The organism is Bartonella sp. bp_1, assembly GCF_055808085.1.
The window spans coordinates 2,156,005-2,170,814 of record NZ_CM147851.1; the positions used below are offsets into that span (position 1 = coordinate 2,156,005).

A 14,810-nucleotide genomic window follows, 5' to 3' on the forward strand; every position below is an offset into this window, starting at 1 on the left:
TTCTGGCTTTCGATATACGCCACAGTCATGTTTTAGAACGATTTTAAAAGACTGCAAACAATTTTTTCGGCAAATAAAAAAGGCGGCACACAGGTTTACCTGGGCCGCCCTTAATATCAATCAAGAAATTTCTATTCTTCTTTAGCTTCAGGAACCGGTGCGGCAACAGTCTCGGCAGTTACAGTCTCGGCCTTGCCAGTTGTCGGAACAGCAACTTTTTTACGGTTGTCTTTTTTCTCCGAAATACGGGCAGCCTTACCAGTAAGACCACGAAGATAATAAAGCTTGGCGCGACGAACCTTACCGCGACGCACAACTTCAACACCTTCAACCAATGGCGAATAGATCGGGAATACACGTTCAACACCTTCACCGTAAGAAATCTTACGGACAGTGAAGGTTTCATTCAAACCACCACCGGAACGGGCAATGCAAACACCTTCATAAGCCTGTACACGGGTACGCGTTCCTTCAGTCACACGTACCGATACACGAACTGTATCACCGGGCTGGAAATCCGGCAATGTACGCTTAGCTTCAATTTTTGCCATCTGTTCAGCATTAAGCTGCGCAATAATATTCATTTTATCAATCCTTCATGTTCTTCTCGAACAGTCAGAGCGCTCTACACTTGCAAGGTCAAATCTCTTGTTCGACCCGCTATGCCCGTAAGCAGGAGCGTATTCACAGTCCATTGGTTTTCCGGATACAGAAGTCTTCCTTCTGAAAACGTTGTCCGCCAATACACGATCATGTTTATTGAATCAAGCTTTAGCTTCAAGACTCTTTTGATTTATTAGCATTTTTACAATACTGCGCCCATAAATCAGGACGTCTTTCACGCGTCAATTGCTCAGCCTGCGCCTTGCGCCATGCTTCAATGGCCTGATGATTGCCCGATGTCAGCACTTCCGGAATCGGTATATCTTCAAAGACTGCCGGTCTTGTATAATGGGGGTATTCCAAAAGACCGGCCTCAAAACTTTCATTCTCACCCGAAAGCGCATTACCCATCACACCGGGCAATAATCGCACAATCGCATCAAGTATCACGAGAGCCGCTATTTCACCGCCTGACAAAATATAATCGCCAATCGAGATTTCAATGAGATTACGGGTTTGAATGACACGCTCATCAACACCTTCAAAGCGCCCGCAAATCAAGCTTACACCTTGACCTGCCGCAAGTGTACGCGCCATCTCTTGATCAAAAGGACGCCCCCGTGGACTCATCAAAAACCGCGGGCAACCGTCATCGACCGCATCAATGGCAGCAGCCAGCACATCCGGCTTCATCACCATACCTGCACCGCCCCCTGCCGGCGTATCATCGACGTTATGGTGACGGTCATGAGCAAAATCACGAATTTGAACAGTCTCAAGTGACCAAATATTTTTCTCTAGCGCCCTCCCAGCCATGGACTGGCCCAAAGAGCCCGGGAACATTTCAGGATAAAGCGTCAAAACACGGGCATGAAAACTCATATCATACCGCTTTCTTCTTGATCCTTACCGGTTTCATCATCCAGATCAACCAATCCTGCTGCTGTTTTATCCATTGTCATGAAACCTGCCTGCACATCAATATGCGGAACAGCGGCCTTTGTAAAAGGAATGAATACAGGCTTTTTACCCTTGATTTTAATCTCCAATAAATCACCCGCGCCAAAATTAAAAAAACCCGAAACAACAGCAAAATCGGCACCGGCTTCATCACGCACAATAAGACCTATCAAATCAGTTTGATAAAACTCTTCTTCCTCAAGATCATCCGGCAACTGGTCACGCTCTATAAAAAGCGGCAACCCATTCAACAATTCAGCATCGTTTCGCGTTGTAATATTCTTAAAGCGAACAACCAGCATATCTTTTTGTGGACGTATATTTTCAATCTGGAACACGCGGCTCCTGTCATCATAAAGCGCACCATATTGTCCCAAAGACATTGGATCATCAGTAAAGGATTTAACCCTGACCTCACCCTTGATTCCGTGCGCTGCACCAATAACCGCCATCTGAACCGGATTTTTCAACTTGCCCATAATTTGCCATCTGCCTCTGCCAATATCTCGCTTGTAAAATAAAAACCTGCCAAGAGAAACAAGATAAATCCAATTTTAATAAGCTGCTGCCATAAACAATAACAATAGTTCAAAACAACAAACATTAAGATGGAGATCCGGTCATGCCCAAAACAATGTTGATTTATGACGAGATTGTTCCGCTATCACGCGAAGAACATAAAGATCTAAAGTATGCACCAGCCACAGATATGCTCTTTGCTGCAGATACACATTTCTGTCCGCTTGCTGGAACCGAAATGCCATCTGCGTCCCAATATTATCCGATTTTATTCATGGGTGATCAAAAAGCTGCCGAAACGGGAACTTTGAATGTTGTTGCCATTCTCGGTCTGACCAATCATAAAAACGATTTTATTGACGATAAAGGAAAATGGCTAGAGAATATCTATATTCCAGCCTTTATCCGCTGTTACCCATTTATATCCGGGCCCGGATCTGATGGACACAAATATACGCTTTTTGTTGATAAAAAATCAGCAACCTTAACGACAAAAAAAGGCATACCGCTTTTTAATGAGGACGGTAGCAACAGCAAAGCGTTAAATGACCATATCCAATTCAATGCTTCTTTCTCGGATGAACTTGAATTTACAAAAGAATTCATGTGGCTGCTGACAAAATACAATTTGCTTACACTGCAAAGCTTTACGATTAATCATCCTTCGGGCGAGAAAAAAACCCTATACGATTTCTGGACTATTGACGAAAATAAATTTGGGCTTCTGGAAGGCAATGCACTGGCAGAATTTCATGAAAAGGGGTTTCTTGCCTGGATATTCGCGCAGTTAAATTCATTAAATTTACTGCCATCACTCTTTAACCTGCATCTGGAAAAACATGGGCGTCCCGATTCAACTATAAATTAATAAGACGGTTTTATGAATCACTCCATGCATGACGATGAAACCAACCATTTGCTGCTTCCCGCAAGCGCCGATATCATAGAAGCACGCCGTCTATGGCTTCAATCACTTGGTGCTGTACGGCGATTGTCAATGTTGACTGTAGACGCCTATGAACGTGACACAAGACAGTTCTTCACTTTTCTGGCAGAGCATCTTGGTCATGCACCTACCCTCAAAAATTTGTCGGCCCTAAAGGTTGGAGATTTACGCGCCTATCTCGCTTTTCGCCGCAATCAGGGACTGGAAGCACGCTCGTTAGGGCGTGCATTGGCCGGTTTACGTTCCTTCTTTAATTATTTAAGCAGGCAGGGACTTGCCGATATTGCCGCTGCCAAAGTCATCCGTACACCACGCCAGCCCAAATCATTACCAAAACCATTAAGCATTGATCATGCCCGCCAACTTGTCGACTATAAAACACAAATTCATGATGAACCTTGGATTGCAGCCCGTGATGCTGCCATATTGACATTACTATATGGCTGTGGCCTGCGTATATCAGAAGCACTGGCGCTGACACCCAAAAGTTTTTCCGACAGCAACAAAAATGCGCTCCATGTTACCGGTAAAGGCAATAAAACCCGTCTGGTGCCACTTATTCCCGTCGTTCATGAAGCGGTTGAAAACTATCTTTCACTTTGCCCTTTTGTACTTTCACCCGAACAGCCGATGTTTCGTGGAGTACGAGGCGCGCCGGTTCAGCCCGCGATCATCCAACGTGCTGTTCGGCAATTACGCGGCAGTCTAGGATTACCAGAAAGTGTAACACCTCATGCATTGCGTCATTCCTTCGCCACCCATCTTCTTTCCCGCGGTGGTGATCTGCGTACCATCCAGGAACTGTTGGGACATGCCAGCCTTTCAACCACCCAGATTTATACCGGCGTTGACAGTGAACGGTTGATGGAAATCTATCAAAAAGCGCATCCACGCGCCTGAATAAATATCTTGCAATCCACACCATTGGCCCTGATATATTTTGATTATCAAGGAGCTGTTCATGAGTAAAACCATCCGCATCGTTTTTCCGCAATGGCAGGGCGGCAATAACCCGCTTTATCGGTTGGGGTCCGAACTTTTGAACTGGCTGGCACCAAAAAACGATGGGCCGACCATCCATATTCCGGTACCGGAAGCGGATACACCATTGCAAGTCGAGAATGGCATAACGGGTCGCCATCAGATTGTTGAACAATTACAAGCCACCTATCAGGCGATTGAAGATCAACAGCCCGACCGGATTGTGGTGTTTGGCGGTGACTGTCTGGTTGATCTGGCGCCTTTTTCCTATCTCGCACATAAATACGGTGATGATTTCGGCATTCTCTGGATCGATGCCCATCCCGATGTCATGACGCCGCAACAATATGCCAATTCACATGCCCATGTGCTGGGTGCCTTGATGGGGTATGGCGATACTGATCTGACACGTGATATCAAACGGCCTGTCCCTCATAACAAGGTGATGATTGCCGGTATCCATAGCCCCAATGATTATGAAGCCGGTTTTTTAGCACGACATCATATCCGTACATTGTCGCCAGAAGCCTTGCGTACCGACCCCGCACCGGTCCTCGACTGGATCAAAGAACAAAAAATCAAACATCTGGCCATTCATTTTGATCTCGATGTGCTTGATCACCATAAATTCCGCGCTTTGCTAATGGCTGAACCCGATATTAACCCGCATCAATATGACGGCATCGCTGAAGGGCGATTAACCATGCAAGAGGTAATCGACCTGCTGGCCCAAGTCGACAAAGCAACCGATATTGTCGGCCTTGGGATTGCCGAACACCTGCCATGGGATGCGTTGAACTTGCAGAATATGCTGAGAAAAATACCCTTGCTCAACGATTGAGGGAAAACAGGAAAAATCAGCGGCCCTTGGCCTCGATCGCCAACGCATGGACCGACCCGCTTAATTCATGGTGCAAAACATGATTGATCGCACGGTGAATATCAACACGTTTCATGCCGTCAAAATCGGCCGATGTAATCTTAACGCGAAAATGCGTTTCACCCAAACCATCAAAGGATTGTCCATCATCATGATGATGACCGGCATGTAAATGGCTCTCATTGATTACCTGTAATTCGACAGGTGAAAAAGCGGCCTGAAGTTTTTTTTCAATACTTTCTTGAACAGAACTAGACATTTAACCCTTTTCATCCCATATGAAACCGTAGATTAAACGAACTTTAAGACGTATAATCTGGATTACAACTGTGGAAAGAAAATCCTTCCCTGTCAATTCGGTATTGTCGATTCGATTAATTATTTAAATGTCAATTCTTGTAAAAACCTTTTGTTTTGCGTAAAGCGAGAGCCATGGCTACCTCATCCAAATATTTCGACTCAATCCGCATCAGCGCCAATAAAAAGAAAACGGCAGCGCCGCAGACCCGCGAATGTCAGTGGGAAGGCTGTGAAAAACCCGGCACCCATAAAGCTCCTGCCGGACGTGACAATGAAGGCCAATATTTGTTCTTCTGTATCGACCACGTCCGCGAATATAATAAAAATTTCAATTATTTTTCCGGTCTCAATAATGAGCAGATCGCAAAATTCCAAAAAGATGCCATCACCGGTCATCGCCCGACATGGTCAGCAGGCGTCAATGCAACCGCTAAGGCATCAAACCATTTTTCAACCATGCGTTCAGGCTCGGCCGCCTATCAAAACCGTGTACGAGATCCCTTCAATCTGTTTAATGAACGACGCGCGGCAGCACCGAAACAACGCAAACTGAAAACGCTTGAATCAAAAGCCTTTGTCACACTAGGGCTGGAGATTACTGCAACGTCCGATGATATCAAGGCAAAATACAAGGCATTGGTTAAAATGCACCATCCTGATGCCAATGGCGGCGACCGTTCATCCGAAGAACGCCTTCGTGAAGTGCTGCAAGCCTATAATCTGCTTAAATCAGCTGGTTTTTGCTAATATTTTTCAAAAGCTGACAAATAGTTGATGAAAAGCCATTGAAATTTATAGCCAACAGATTGATAAAAGGCACAACGTTCTTTCATCCACATGAATGATGCTATTTGCTTGCAACCATTCTGGCGGGCAGAATAAACACCAAGACCAATTGACAGCGTAAAAATATTTGCGCCTTGGAGGCATAATGAAACAAGATCATCTGGGCATCGAAAATATACCGGACATAACTGTCTCAGCCCGTGAAGTTTTCGGCATCGATACCGATATGCAGGTGCCGGCCTTTTCAAAAAACGATCCTTATGTGCCGGAACTTGATCCCGACTATCTTTTCGACCGTCAGACAACTTTGGCCATTCTTGCCGGTTTTGCCTATAACCGCCGCGTTATGGTATCTGGATACCACGGCACCGGTAAATCGACCCATATCGAACAGGTTGCCGCCCGCCTCAACTGGCCATGCGTACGCGTCAATCTCGACAGCCATGTCAGCCGTATCGATCTTGTCGGTAAAGATGCTATTGTCGTGAAAGACGGCATGCAAATTACCGAATTCAAGGATGGCATTCTACCATGGGCCTATCAGAATAATGTTGCACTGGTTTTTGACGAATATGATGCAGGCCGCCCCGATGTCATGTTTGTTATCCAACGTGTGCTGGAATCATCAGGCCGTTTAACGCTTCTTGATCAGAGCCGTGTAATCGCGCCCCATCCGGCTTTCCGTCTGTTTGCAACCGCCAATACCATTGGTCTAGGCGACACAACCGGTCTTTACCATGGCACCCAACAGATCAATCAGGCCCAAATGGACCGCTGGTCGATCGTGACAACACTCAACTATCTGCCTCATGATAATGAAGTTGACATCATTCTTGCCAAAGTCAAAAAACTAGACAAGGACACGGCCTCGAAAATGGTACGCGTTGCCGATATGACCCGTCAGGCCTTCATCAATGGTGATCTTTCCACCGTAATGAGTCCGCGTACGGTTATTACATGGGGCGAAAACGCACAGATTTTCAAAGATATCGGTTTTGCTTTCCGTCTGACCTTCCTCAATAAATGTGATGAATTGGAACGCCCGACAGTGGCCGAATTCTATCAGCGCGCTTTTGGTGAAGAACTACCGGAATCCGTTATCAATACGGTTTTTGCCTGAGTCGAATACAAAGGTGTGAGAACAAATAATGACCGCCGAGGCCGGAGATAACAGCCGAGAAAGATCACAAGGGCCGATTGATTCCGAGCCTTTCAAGCGGGCTGTCTCTATTTGTATGCGCGCCGTATCGGGTGTCCACGACCTTGAAGTCTCTTTTGGTAACGACCGACCCTCCATTGTCGGTGATCATGCCCGCCTACCTGATCTGCCGCGTCGTCCGACATCCCATGATGTTGCCATTACACGCGGTCTGGGTGATTCCATGTCATTGCGCCGGGCATGGCATGATGCACGTGTCCATGCCCGCTTGGCACCCCAAGGACCGGATGCCCGTGCCATTTATGATGCTGTAGAACAGGCCCGCGTCGAAGCGATTGGAACGCTCTCTATGGATGGCATGGCGCAAAATCTTGATGTCATGCTGGCCGATAAATATTCACGCGCCAATTATGGTGCCATTACTTCTCAAGAAGAAGCGCCTTTACAAGAGGCTTTGGCCCTCATGGTGCGTGAGAAGATAACCGGTCGCAAGCCACCCGAACAGGCAGGACAGGTTGTCGAGCTCTGGCGCCAATGGATCGAAGAAAAAGCCGGCAAGACACTTGATGAACTCGCTAAAAATCTTGATGATCAGGATGCTTTTGCCCGACTGGTGCGCCAAATGTTGTCATCCATGCAAATGGCCGATGATCTGAATGATAACAGTATCGAACAGGATGCACCGACAGAAGACGAGCAAATCGACCCCGACGAAGAAAACGATAACCAGCCGGAAGAGCAAGAAGGTTCCGATAGTTCCGATAGCGAAGCATCCGAAGAGGCAGGAGATGATGTCGAGGACGGCGATATGGAAGCCGCAGACAGCGCCGATGATCAAGGCGAAGAAGGCGAAGAAATTGAATCGGAACAACAACCCGGCGAGACCCACCTGCCACCGCAGCCTTTCTCTGACCTTGAACATCTAGGCGACTATAAAGTCTTTACCCGCGAATTCGATGAGACCGTAGAGGCCGGCGAACTGTGCGATGATACGGAACTCGAAAAATTGCGTAGTTTCCTTGATAAACAATTGGCCAATCTGCAAGGAGTGGTCGGACGTCTTGCCAACCGTCTGCAACGTCGGTTAATGGCACAACAAAACCGCTCATGGGACTTTGACCTCGAAGAAGGCTATCTTGATACTGCACGCCTGCCACGTATCGTTATTGATCCGACCCAGCCACTTTCTTTCAAAATGGAACGCGATACAGATTTTCGCGATACAGTTGTCACCCTTGTTATTGATAATTCCGGTTCCATGCGCGGACGCCCGATTACGGTTGCAGCAACGTGTGTCGATATTCTAGCACGCACATTGGAGCGCTGTGGTGTCAAGGTCGAGATATTAGGTTTTACCACCAAAGCATGGAAAGGCGGCCAATCACGTGAAGCGTGGCTCAACCGTGGCAAACCGGCTACGCCCGGTCGCCTTAACGATTTACGCCATATCATCTATAAAGCCGCCGATACACCATGGCGCCGTGCCCGTAAAAATCTTGGCCTGATGATGCGTGAAGGTCTGTTGAAAGAAAATATTGATGGCGAGGCACTGGTCTGGGCACACCAGCGTCTGCTTGGACGACGCGAACACCGGCGCATACTGATGATGATATCCGATGGAGCGCCGGTCGATGATTCAACGCTATCGGTCAATCCCGGCAATTATCTGGAAAAGCATTTACGTGCCGTCATCGAAGAGATCGAAACACGTTCACCCATTGAGCTTATTGCCATCGGCATCGGCCATGATGTTACCCGCTACTATCGTCGTGCTGTCACAATTGTAGACGCCGAAGAATTAGCCGGAGCCCTGACCGAACAGCTCGCAAGCCTTTTTGACGAAAAGAAAAAATAAGACCACGCATCCGGCTCTTTTTCCAATCACAGCAAACTATCTGTGTTTTATTATCCTTAACTCGAAAGCTTTTTATAATGAAACCATCCATATTTTTGCTTGCATGTCTAATCGGCCTGTCATCCCCTCAAATTCTAACCGCCAAACCTGTCGCTAAAAAAAGCGATCTGGCAGCTGTCATGACCGCTTTTGACCGCGCTTGCCTGCAAACAGCACCCAGTTTCGCCAATGCCAAAAAAGTTGCCGCTCAATACGGCATAAAAGAACTATTTCCTTTGGGAAATGGTTATCTCGGCATGGATAAAGACGAAAATTTGAGTATTCAAATTAAACCGAATGTCGAATGCGCATTTGGTAGCAATACACTCGGTGGCAAAGAAGTCTTGACCGCTTTTGTTGCAACAATTGCCGCAAAGGCACAAGCCATGCCGCAACCGCTACCGACAAAAACACCATTCACCGCGCTCATTGATGGAAAGTCCTATATTTTTCATCTGGATCGCCAAGGCGGCGAAACCTTTGTCATGCTACGGCAAAAATAATAAACCAAATAAGGCTTATTTGCCGGATGGCGCATAAACTGAAGGCATGAAAATGCTAAGAAAAGCGCGATAAGGTAGCAACATAAAGAGTGCCATGGCAATTTTAACCCAGAAATCGCCAAATGCCCATGAAAACCATATTGGCACTTGCAATCCCAATAGGCTGGCCATGTTCAATTTTGAACCATCCTCATAGCCGGTCCACACATCGATAAAAGCAAAATGGACGCTGAAAGCAATGGCAAAAAAGACCAACGTATCAAGCACAGATCCACAAAAAGCCGCTGCCAAAGGTGCTTTCCACCATGTCTTACGCCGTAATGGCCCGAACACTGCAATATCAAGAAGCTGTGCCATCAAAAAAGCGGCCCCCGAAGCAACGGCAATACGCGGCGGAGCAAAAAGACATGAAACAACAAGACCCGTTATAAAACCGGCATAGACAACCCGTCTCGCCGCTTGCGGACCATATCGCCGATTGGTCAAATCGTTGATCAGAAAAGCAAACGGATAAATAAACGCGCCATAAGTCAAAAGATGCTCAAGACCGAACCAATGAAAAGGAAATTGCACCAGAACATTGGAAGCTGTCACGGCCACACACATCGAGGCAATGGCCAATATAAGATAACGCTTATCGGAAGAATTTTGTATGATTGTCATTTTTTTAACCTGGGTAATGGAACCAGAAAAAAGGCCGGTTTAGAACTGGCCTTTCAACATAAAATCAAAATTGCCCGATTAGGCAGCAGCTTTTTCAGCCTGCTTCTTCACAACCTGACGCTTCAGCAGACGGGCACGCTGTGACAGTTCCTTATCGTCAGCCTTGACGAGAAATGCATCCAGACCGCCACGATGCTCAACTGTGCGCAAAGCATGGGCCGATACACGCAGACGGTAGCTCTGTTCCAGAGCTTCTGAAATCAGCGTAACATTGCAAAGATTCGGCAGAAAGCGACGACGCGTTTTATTATTCGCGTGGCTGACATTGTTGCCATATTGGACCGTTTTGCCGGTCAGTTCGCAAGCGCGTGACATTTATTTCACCTTTACTCTACTCTACCGGATAGACACGCTTTTCAATATCCAAGCGCATATCAAGACCGGATGATCATTGGAAATTTGTGTCTCTCATAGGGGGGTTGTTGAAAAAGGTCAAGAGTTTTCAACCCGACGACAAGTCGAAAAAGTAAACAAAAGCGCTTTTTTTCAAAAAAATCCATGTTAAAAAGAACAAGTATCGAACCTTTCAAACCGGCCATATGCCATTTAGCACGGACAACAATCATGGCAAAGACGCGTCGCTCTTCTTTTAAGCTTTTTTCATTTGGGCTTTTATGCCTTTTCTTTTTTGTTCTTTTTAGCGGGCTGGGCATCTGGCAGGTTGAACGGCTCGGCTGGAAACTTGATCTTATCCAGAAAGCCGATACACGCGTACATATGCAACCGGTTGAAGCGCCCGGCCAAAACCAATGGTCGCAAGTCAATTATGACAATTATGAATATCTTCCTGTGACTATTTCCGGCCACTATCTCAATGAAAAAGAAGTATTGGTTAGCGCTATCGCAGAAAATCAGCCGGGCTATTGGCTGATGGTTGCCTTTGCCCGTAATGACGGTACCACTGTTTTTGTCAATCGCGGCTTTATACCTATGCAGGCAAATGACAATACCCAAAAATCGAAATTGGATACCCACCCTATTAAAGGCGAAACAATTGTTACAGGACTATTGCGAATGGGCGAGGGCAAAGGGTTCTTTCCACGTAAGAACAATCCTGAAAACAATACGTGGTATACACGTAATATCGAACAAATGGATGCTAAAACAGGTCTTCATGGTTCAGCTCCCTACTTTATTGATGCAGCCGCTCAAAACTTTATCAATGCAGCCGATCAAAGTGACGAGAACTATCCTATTGGCGGACTGACAAATGTCAAATTTACCAATAACCATCTCAGCTATGCCATTACATGGTTTTCATTAGCCATAGGCGTTTTGGCGGCCACTTTCTTTCTTTTTTATGATGAACGCAAAAAACGTAATACGCCTGAACCCGATGATGACTAGAGCCGAAAATATCAAGATATCGATAATTGGGTTTTTGCTATTTTAATGTAGGCGCTTTTGATTTCAAAAACCTGCTTGTTGGGGTAAATTCTGCACGTTTCCGATAAAATCAGACGCAATAAAATCCATCATGCCACCTTCAAGACATGAATATATCAAAATTGGGCTTGGCAAAAGCTATCAAGATAACGTACAGCTACATCATGGAGGACTTTCGTTTCTAGTGCATATCATTGATCGGTAAGATTAATATCCAATACCGCTATTCTCTGCATGAAGCGAAATAAAGCGAAGCTAAAACTCGCTGAGTAGGGAGATAAAAATGGATTTAATGCTATTATATAAATTCTTTGTCGTACTAGGTGCATTACTTTTCCTGATGGTGATGGCCTATAAAGGACACAGCATCATCTTGATGGCACCAATAGCAGCCATGGGCGCGGTTTGTCTTATTGCCCCACATGATCTTGCGCCGATGTTCAGCGGCGTTTTTATGGAAAACATGGTTGTTTTTGTTAAAAACTATTTCCCTGTTTTTCTTCTTGGTGCCGTTTATGGAAAGTTGATCGAGCTGTCAGGATTTTCCAAATCCATTGTCGAAGCGGTCATCCGTTGGATCGGCCAGACACAGGCTGTGCTTGTTATCGTCATTGTTTGCGCCTTACTGACCTATGGCGGTGTATCGCTCTTTGTTGTTGCTTTTGCCGTCTATCCATTTGCTGCCGAACTTTTCCGTGCCAATGGCATTCCTAAAAGAATCATTCCCGGCGTTTTGGCGCTTGGCGCTTTGTCCTTTACCATGGACGCCTTTCCCGGCACACCACAAATCCAGAATATCATCCCAAGCGGTACTTTCGGTACAACCAGCTGGGCGGCACCGCTTCTTGGTATCAGTGGATCTATCTTTATCTTTGTTGTCGGACTACTTTATTTGAATTGGCGTGTACGCAGTGCCGTTAAAAATGGCGAAACTTATGATTCAGGCCAAACACTCCATAATGAACCTGCAGCTATTGACCATAGTGAAATGCCCAATCCCTGGCTTGCATTTTCTGCACTTGTATTGATCGGGGTAGCCAATTTTATCCTGACCTTTCTCATCCAGAAAATTTATATGGACGCTGATGGAAAGCTTATACCGCATGTGCTTGACAAAAACGAATTGCCCGGATTGAAAGCAACAATGGAAATATCTCCATTGATTGCAATCTGGGCCGTAGAAGGCGCCCTGTTGATCGGCATCCTGTTTATTATACTAACCTCATGGAAAACAATCCGGAATAAAATAGCCGAAGGCAGCAAAGCCGCTGTTGGCGGCGCAATGCTGGCAGGCCTGAACACAGCATCCGAATATGGTTTTGGTGCCGTTATTGCAGCCCTGCCCGGCTTCGTTGTGGTACGCGATGCATTAGGGGCTGTTCCCGATGTTCTGGTTAATTCAGCTGTCAGCGTCACTGCATTGGCCGGTATAACCGGTTCGGCATCCGGTGGTATGAGTATCGCCCTTGCTGCCCTTGGCGATCATTTCAAAACCGCTGCAGAAGCCGCAGGCATCCCGATGGAAGTAATGCATCGTGTTGTTGCCATGGCTTCCGGCGGTATGGATACACTGCCCCATAATGGTGCCGTTATCACGGTTCTTGCCGTATGCGGACTAACGCACAGACAATCCTATAAAGACATATTTGCGATTACCGTGTTGAAGACACTGACTGTCTTTGTTGTCATCGGTCTCTATTACACAACCGGTATGGTCTAGGCTCAGAATCTAGACATCGTAAAACACAATCAATAAAGGGGTCCTACATCTTTAGGGCCCCTTTGCCATATGCGATAAAAAAATTCTGACGAAAGTCCTGTTCTTTGCGGCCATAAAGCAATGGCTTACCATCAAGACCGACAACCGCTCCGCCCGCAGCATGGATAAGTGCATCACCTGCGGCCGTATCCCATTCCATGCAATGTTCAAATCGTGGATAGAAATCGGCATCACCTTGTGCCACCCGACAAAACTTAATGGCTGACCCCATAGGCTGACAAAACGCTGAAGATTGCGTTTTAATCCATGCGTCGGTCTCTTTCGAGCGATGCGAACGACTGGTAACAATAACCGGCTTTTCACCTGCAGCCCGACAAAAAATACTTTGCCAGTTATCACATTGGCCATCTGGTTTAATCGATGCCTTATAGGCACCTGCTTTTGAACCCACATAAATTTCATTCAATGCAGGCAAGGCAATCACGCCGATAACGGGTCTTTGTCCTTTTATCAAAGCAATATTGACTGAGAATTCGTCATTCCTGGCTACAAATTCACGCGTACCATCCAACGGATCAATCAGAAAAAAACAACCTGCAGATATATCGGGGCAAAAACCGCATGCTATCTGTTCTTCGGCAACAATTGCAACATCGCCTAAGGATTGTTTCAATCGTACAGTAATTATTAATTCTGCCTCTCTGTCCGCTTCTGTAACAGGTGACAAATCAGCTTTTTGATACACTGTGATGGTTTGGGCATAATGTTGGCGGATAATATCCGCAGCCTTCAAGGCTGCATCGACCATAGCCGCCATAAAATGCTTTTCATCCATAGGCCAAGAACCTGCCTGTATTCATTCTAAAACAAATGGTAGCAAGCATTATTAGATATATGCACACAAACCAATAAATAAAAACACCCGCTATCATAAGATAACGGGCGTATTCAAAGCAAAAGCTTTTAAATTCTATTCGATTAACGAACAGCTTTACGGGCAATCGAAGAGATCTCTGCACGATTAATGCCAAGATCATTCAATTCATGGGCCGACAAACGGCTCAATTCATTGACAGTTGTACGATAACGACGCCAGTTATTAAAAGAACGGATGATATTCATAACACTCACCTAGACAGTTTGTTTAATTCGTTGGGTCCTATATAGGCTTGAACAAACAAAATGAGCAGTGTGAAGTTTGCATAGCTGATGTGCAATATTTAAGCGATTTGCCTTAAAATGAGTCATATTTTGTTAATAATTTGCCACAATCTGCCTTAATTGGAGCAAATTACAAACTCATCCAACATACCAAAAAAGAATATCCGACCTCAAAGACAGGTTCATTTCATAAAAAAAAGCCGGACGATTGTCCGGCTTAAAGTTTGAAGGTTAAAAAACCTCCAGAGGGGAACACTTGCAGCGCAAATGGGAGGAGAAGCGCCAGCAA

17 protein-coding genes are annotated in these 14,810 nt (G+C 45.9%); 9 read left to right on the forward strand and 8 right to left on the reverse strand.

Annotated features, from left to right (window positions below; all coding sequences use genetic code 11):
- Positions 1-131: 131 nt before the first annotated feature.
- From rplS to rimM, 3 genes are all read right to left on the reverse strand, one after another.
- Positions 132-584, reverse strand: coding sequence for a 50S ribosomal protein L19 (gene rplS, locus ACYZ97_RS10755; RefSeq protein WP_473298773.1), 453 nt, complete (start codon positions 582-584; stop codon positions 132-134).
- Between the two features lie 193 nt (positions 585-777).
- Complete coding sequence (trmD, locus tag ACYZ97_RS10760) at positions 778-1,485, reverse strand: tRNA (guanosine(37)-N1)-methyltransferase TrmD (protein WP_473298775.1); 708 nt, start codon at positions 1,483-1,485, stop codon at positions 778-780.
- The gene (gene rimM, locus ACYZ97_RS10765) at positions 1,482-2,042 is read right to left on the reverse strand and encodes a ribosome maturation factor RimM (RefSeq protein WP_473298777.1); all 561 of its coding nucleotides are present in this window, start codon (positions 2,040-2,042) and stop codon (positions 1,482-1,484) included. The genes trmD and rimM overlap by 4 nt, the downstream gene beginning before the upstream one ends.
- Positions 2,043-2,185: 143 nt before the next feature.
- Between rimM and ACYZ97_RS10770 the strand changes: the two genes are divergently transcribed.
- From ACYZ97_RS10770 to ACYZ97_RS10780, 3 genes are all read left to right on the forward strand, one after another.
- Positions 2,186-2,950 (forward strand): SapC family protein, encoded by a 765-nt coding sequence (locus ACYZ97_RS10770; protein WP_473298779.1) that lies wholly within the window; start codon positions 2,186-2,188, stop codon positions 2,948-2,950.
- A 12-nt stretch (positions 2,951-2,962) separates the two neighbouring features.
- Complete coding sequence (locus tag ACYZ97_RS10775; RefSeq protein WP_473298780.1) at positions 2,963-3,928, forward strand: tyrosine recombinase XerC; 966 nt, start codon at positions 2,963-2,965, stop codon at positions 3,926-3,928.
- A gap of 61 nt (positions 3,929-3,989) precedes the next feature.
- Entirely contained in the window at positions 3,990-4,850 is an 861-nt protein-coding gene (locus tag ACYZ97_RS10780) for an arginase family protein (RefSeq protein WP_473298782.1), read from the forward strand.
- Positions 4,851-4,866: 16 nt separating this feature from the next.
- Here ACYZ97_RS10780 and ACYZ97_RS10785 read toward each other — a convergent pair whose 3' ends face one another.
- Positions 4,867-5,148 (reverse strand): BolA family protein, encoded by a 282-nt coding sequence (locus tag ACYZ97_RS10785; protein ID WP_473298784.1) that lies wholly within the window; start codon positions 5,146-5,148, stop codon positions 4,867-4,869.
- A 173-nt stretch (positions 5,149-5,321) separates the two neighbouring features.
- Here ACYZ97_RS10785 and ACYZ97_RS10790 point away from each other — a divergent pair, with 173 nt between their 5' ends.
- From ACYZ97_RS10790 to ACYZ97_RS10805, 4 genes are all read left to right on the forward strand, one after another.
- Positions 5,322-5,936: a J domain-containing protein gene (locus ACYZ97_RS10790; protein WP_473298785.1), complete on the forward strand. Its 615-nt coding sequence runs from the start codon at positions 5,322-5,324 to the stop codon at positions 5,934-5,936.
- 184 nt (positions 5,937-6,120) lie between these two features.
- Positions 6,121-7,095: a cobaltochelatase subunit CobS gene (gene cobS / locus ACYZ97_RS10795; protein WP_473298787.1), complete on the forward strand. Its 975-nt coding sequence runs from the start codon at positions 6,121-6,123 to the stop codon at positions 7,093-7,095.
- A 28-nt stretch (positions 7,096-7,123) separates the two neighbouring features.
- Entirely contained in the window at positions 7,124-8,989 is a 1,866-nt protein-coding gene (gene cobT, locus ACYZ97_RS10800) for a cobaltochelatase subunit CobT (protein ID WP_473298789.1), read from the forward strand.
- Between the two features lie 77 nt (positions 8,990-9,066).
- Entirely contained in the window at positions 9,067-9,531 is a 465-nt protein-coding gene (locus tag ACYZ97_RS10805; RefSeq protein WP_473298791.1) for a hypothetical protein, read from the forward strand.
- A gap of 15 nt (positions 9,532-9,546) precedes the next feature.
- On the opposite strand, the gene ACYZ97_RS10810 is transcribed toward ACYZ97_RS10805, so the two are convergent.
- A complete protein-coding gene (locus ACYZ97_RS10810) occupies positions 9,547-10,194 on the reverse strand; it encodes a queuosine precursor transporter (RefSeq protein WP_473298793.1) in 648 nt (215 codons plus the stop codon).
- Between the two features lie 78 nt (positions 10,195-10,272).
- Positions 10,273-10,569: a 50S ribosomal protein L28 gene (rpmB, locus tag ACYZ97_RS10815; protein WP_473298795.1), complete on the reverse strand. Its 297-nt coding sequence runs from the start codon at positions 10,567-10,569 to the stop codon at positions 10,273-10,275.
- A 249-nt stretch (positions 10,570-10,818) separates the two neighbouring features.
- Here rpmB and ACYZ97_RS10820 point away from each other — a divergent pair, with 249 nt between their 5' ends.
- Both ACYZ97_RS10820 and ACYZ97_RS10825 read left to right on the forward strand, forming a co-directional pair.
- Entirely contained in the window at positions 10,819-11,601 is a 783-nt protein-coding gene (locus ACYZ97_RS10820; RefSeq protein ID WP_473298796.1) for an SURF1 family protein, read from the forward strand.
- A 322-nt stretch (positions 11,602-11,923) separates the two neighbouring features.
- A complete protein-coding gene (locus ACYZ97_RS10825; protein ID WP_473298798.1) occupies positions 11,924-13,360 on the forward strand; it encodes a GntP family permease in 1,437 nt (478 codons plus the stop codon).
- 43 nt (positions 13,361-13,403) lie between these two features.
- Here ACYZ97_RS10825 and cysQ read toward each other — a convergent pair whose 3' ends face one another.
- Together cysQ and ACYZ97_RS10835 are read right to left on the reverse strand one after the other, a co-directional pair.
- Positions 13,404-14,195, reverse strand: coding sequence for a 3'(2'),5'-bisphosphate nucleotidase CysQ (cysQ, locus tag ACYZ97_RS10830; RefSeq protein ID WP_473298799.1), 792 nt, complete (start codon positions 14,193-14,195; stop codon positions 13,404-13,406).
- Between the two features lie 143 nt (positions 14,196-14,338).
- Complete coding sequence (locus ACYZ97_RS10835) at positions 14,339-14,482, reverse strand: DUF1127 domain-containing protein (protein WP_473298801.1); 144 nt, start codon at positions 14,480-14,482, stop codon at positions 14,339-14,341.
- Positions 14,483-14,810 lie beyond the last annotated feature (328 nt).

Bases quoted from the DNA above. Each gene is read 5' to 3' on its own strand.
- cobT (WP_473298789.1), top strand. From the start codon at position 7,124: ATGACCGCCGAGGCCGGAGATAACAGCCGAGAAAGATCACAAGGGCCG.
- trmD (WP_473298775.1), bottom strand. From the start codon at position 1,485: ATGAGTTTTCATGCCCGTGTTTTGACGCTTTATCCTGAAATGTTCCCG.
- ACYZ97_RS10805 (WP_473298791.1), top strand. From the start codon at position 9,067: ATGAAACCATCCATATTTTTGCTTGCATGTCTAATCGGCCTGTCATCC.
- ACYZ97_RS10820 (WP_473298796.1), top strand. From the start codon at position 10,819: ATGGCAAAGACGCGTCGCTCTTCTTTTAAGCTTTTTTCATTTGGGCTT.
- ACYZ97_RS10770 (WP_473298779.1), top strand. From the start codon at position 2,186: ATGCCCAAAACAATGTTGATTTATGACGAGATTGTTCCGCTATCACGC.
- cobS (WP_473298787.1), top strand. From the start codon at position 6,121: ATGAAACAAGATCATCTGGGCATCGAAAATATACCGGACATAACTGTC.
- ACYZ97_RS10785 (WP_473298784.1), bottom strand. From the start codon at position 5,148: ATGTCTAGTTCTGTTCAAGAAAGTATTGAAAAAAAACTTCAGGCCGCT.
- ACYZ97_RS10780 (WP_473298782.1), top strand. From the start codon at position 3,990: ATGAGTAAAACCATCCGCATCGTTTTTCCGCAATGGCAGGGCGGCAAT.
- rpmB (WP_473298795.1), bottom strand. From the start codon at position 10,569: ATGTCACGCGCTTGCGAACTGACCGGCAAAACGGTCCAATATGGCAAC.
- ACYZ97_RS10825 (WP_473298798.1), top strand. From the start codon at position 11,924: ATGGATTTAATGCTATTATATAAATTCTTTGTCGTACTAGGTGCATTA.
- ACYZ97_RS10775 (WP_473298780.1), top strand. From the start codon at position 2,963: ATGAATCACTCCATGCATGACGATGAAACCAACCATTTGCTGCTTCCC.
- cysQ (WP_473298799.1), bottom strand. From the start codon at position 14,195: ATGGATGAAAAGCATTTTATGGCGGCTATGGTCGATGCAGCCTTGAAG.
- ACYZ97_RS10790 (WP_473298785.1), top strand. From the start codon at position 5,322: ATGGCTACCTCATCCAAATATTTCGACTCAATCCGCATCAGCGCCAAT.
- rimM (WP_473298777.1), bottom strand. From the start codon at position 2,042: ATGGGCAAGTTGAAAAATCCGGTTCAGATGGCGGTTATTGGTGCAGCG.
- ACYZ97_RS10835 (WP_473298801.1), bottom strand. From the start codon at position 14,482: ATGAATATCATCCGTTCTTTTAATAACTGGCGTCGTTATCGTACAACT.
- ACYZ97_RS10810 (WP_473298793.1), bottom strand. From the start codon at position 10,194: ATGACAATCATACAAAATTCTTCCGATAAGCGTTATCTTATATTGGCC.
- rplS (WP_473298773.1), bottom strand. From the start codon at position 584: ATGAATATTATTGCGCAGCTTAATGCTGAACAGATGGCAAAAATTGAA.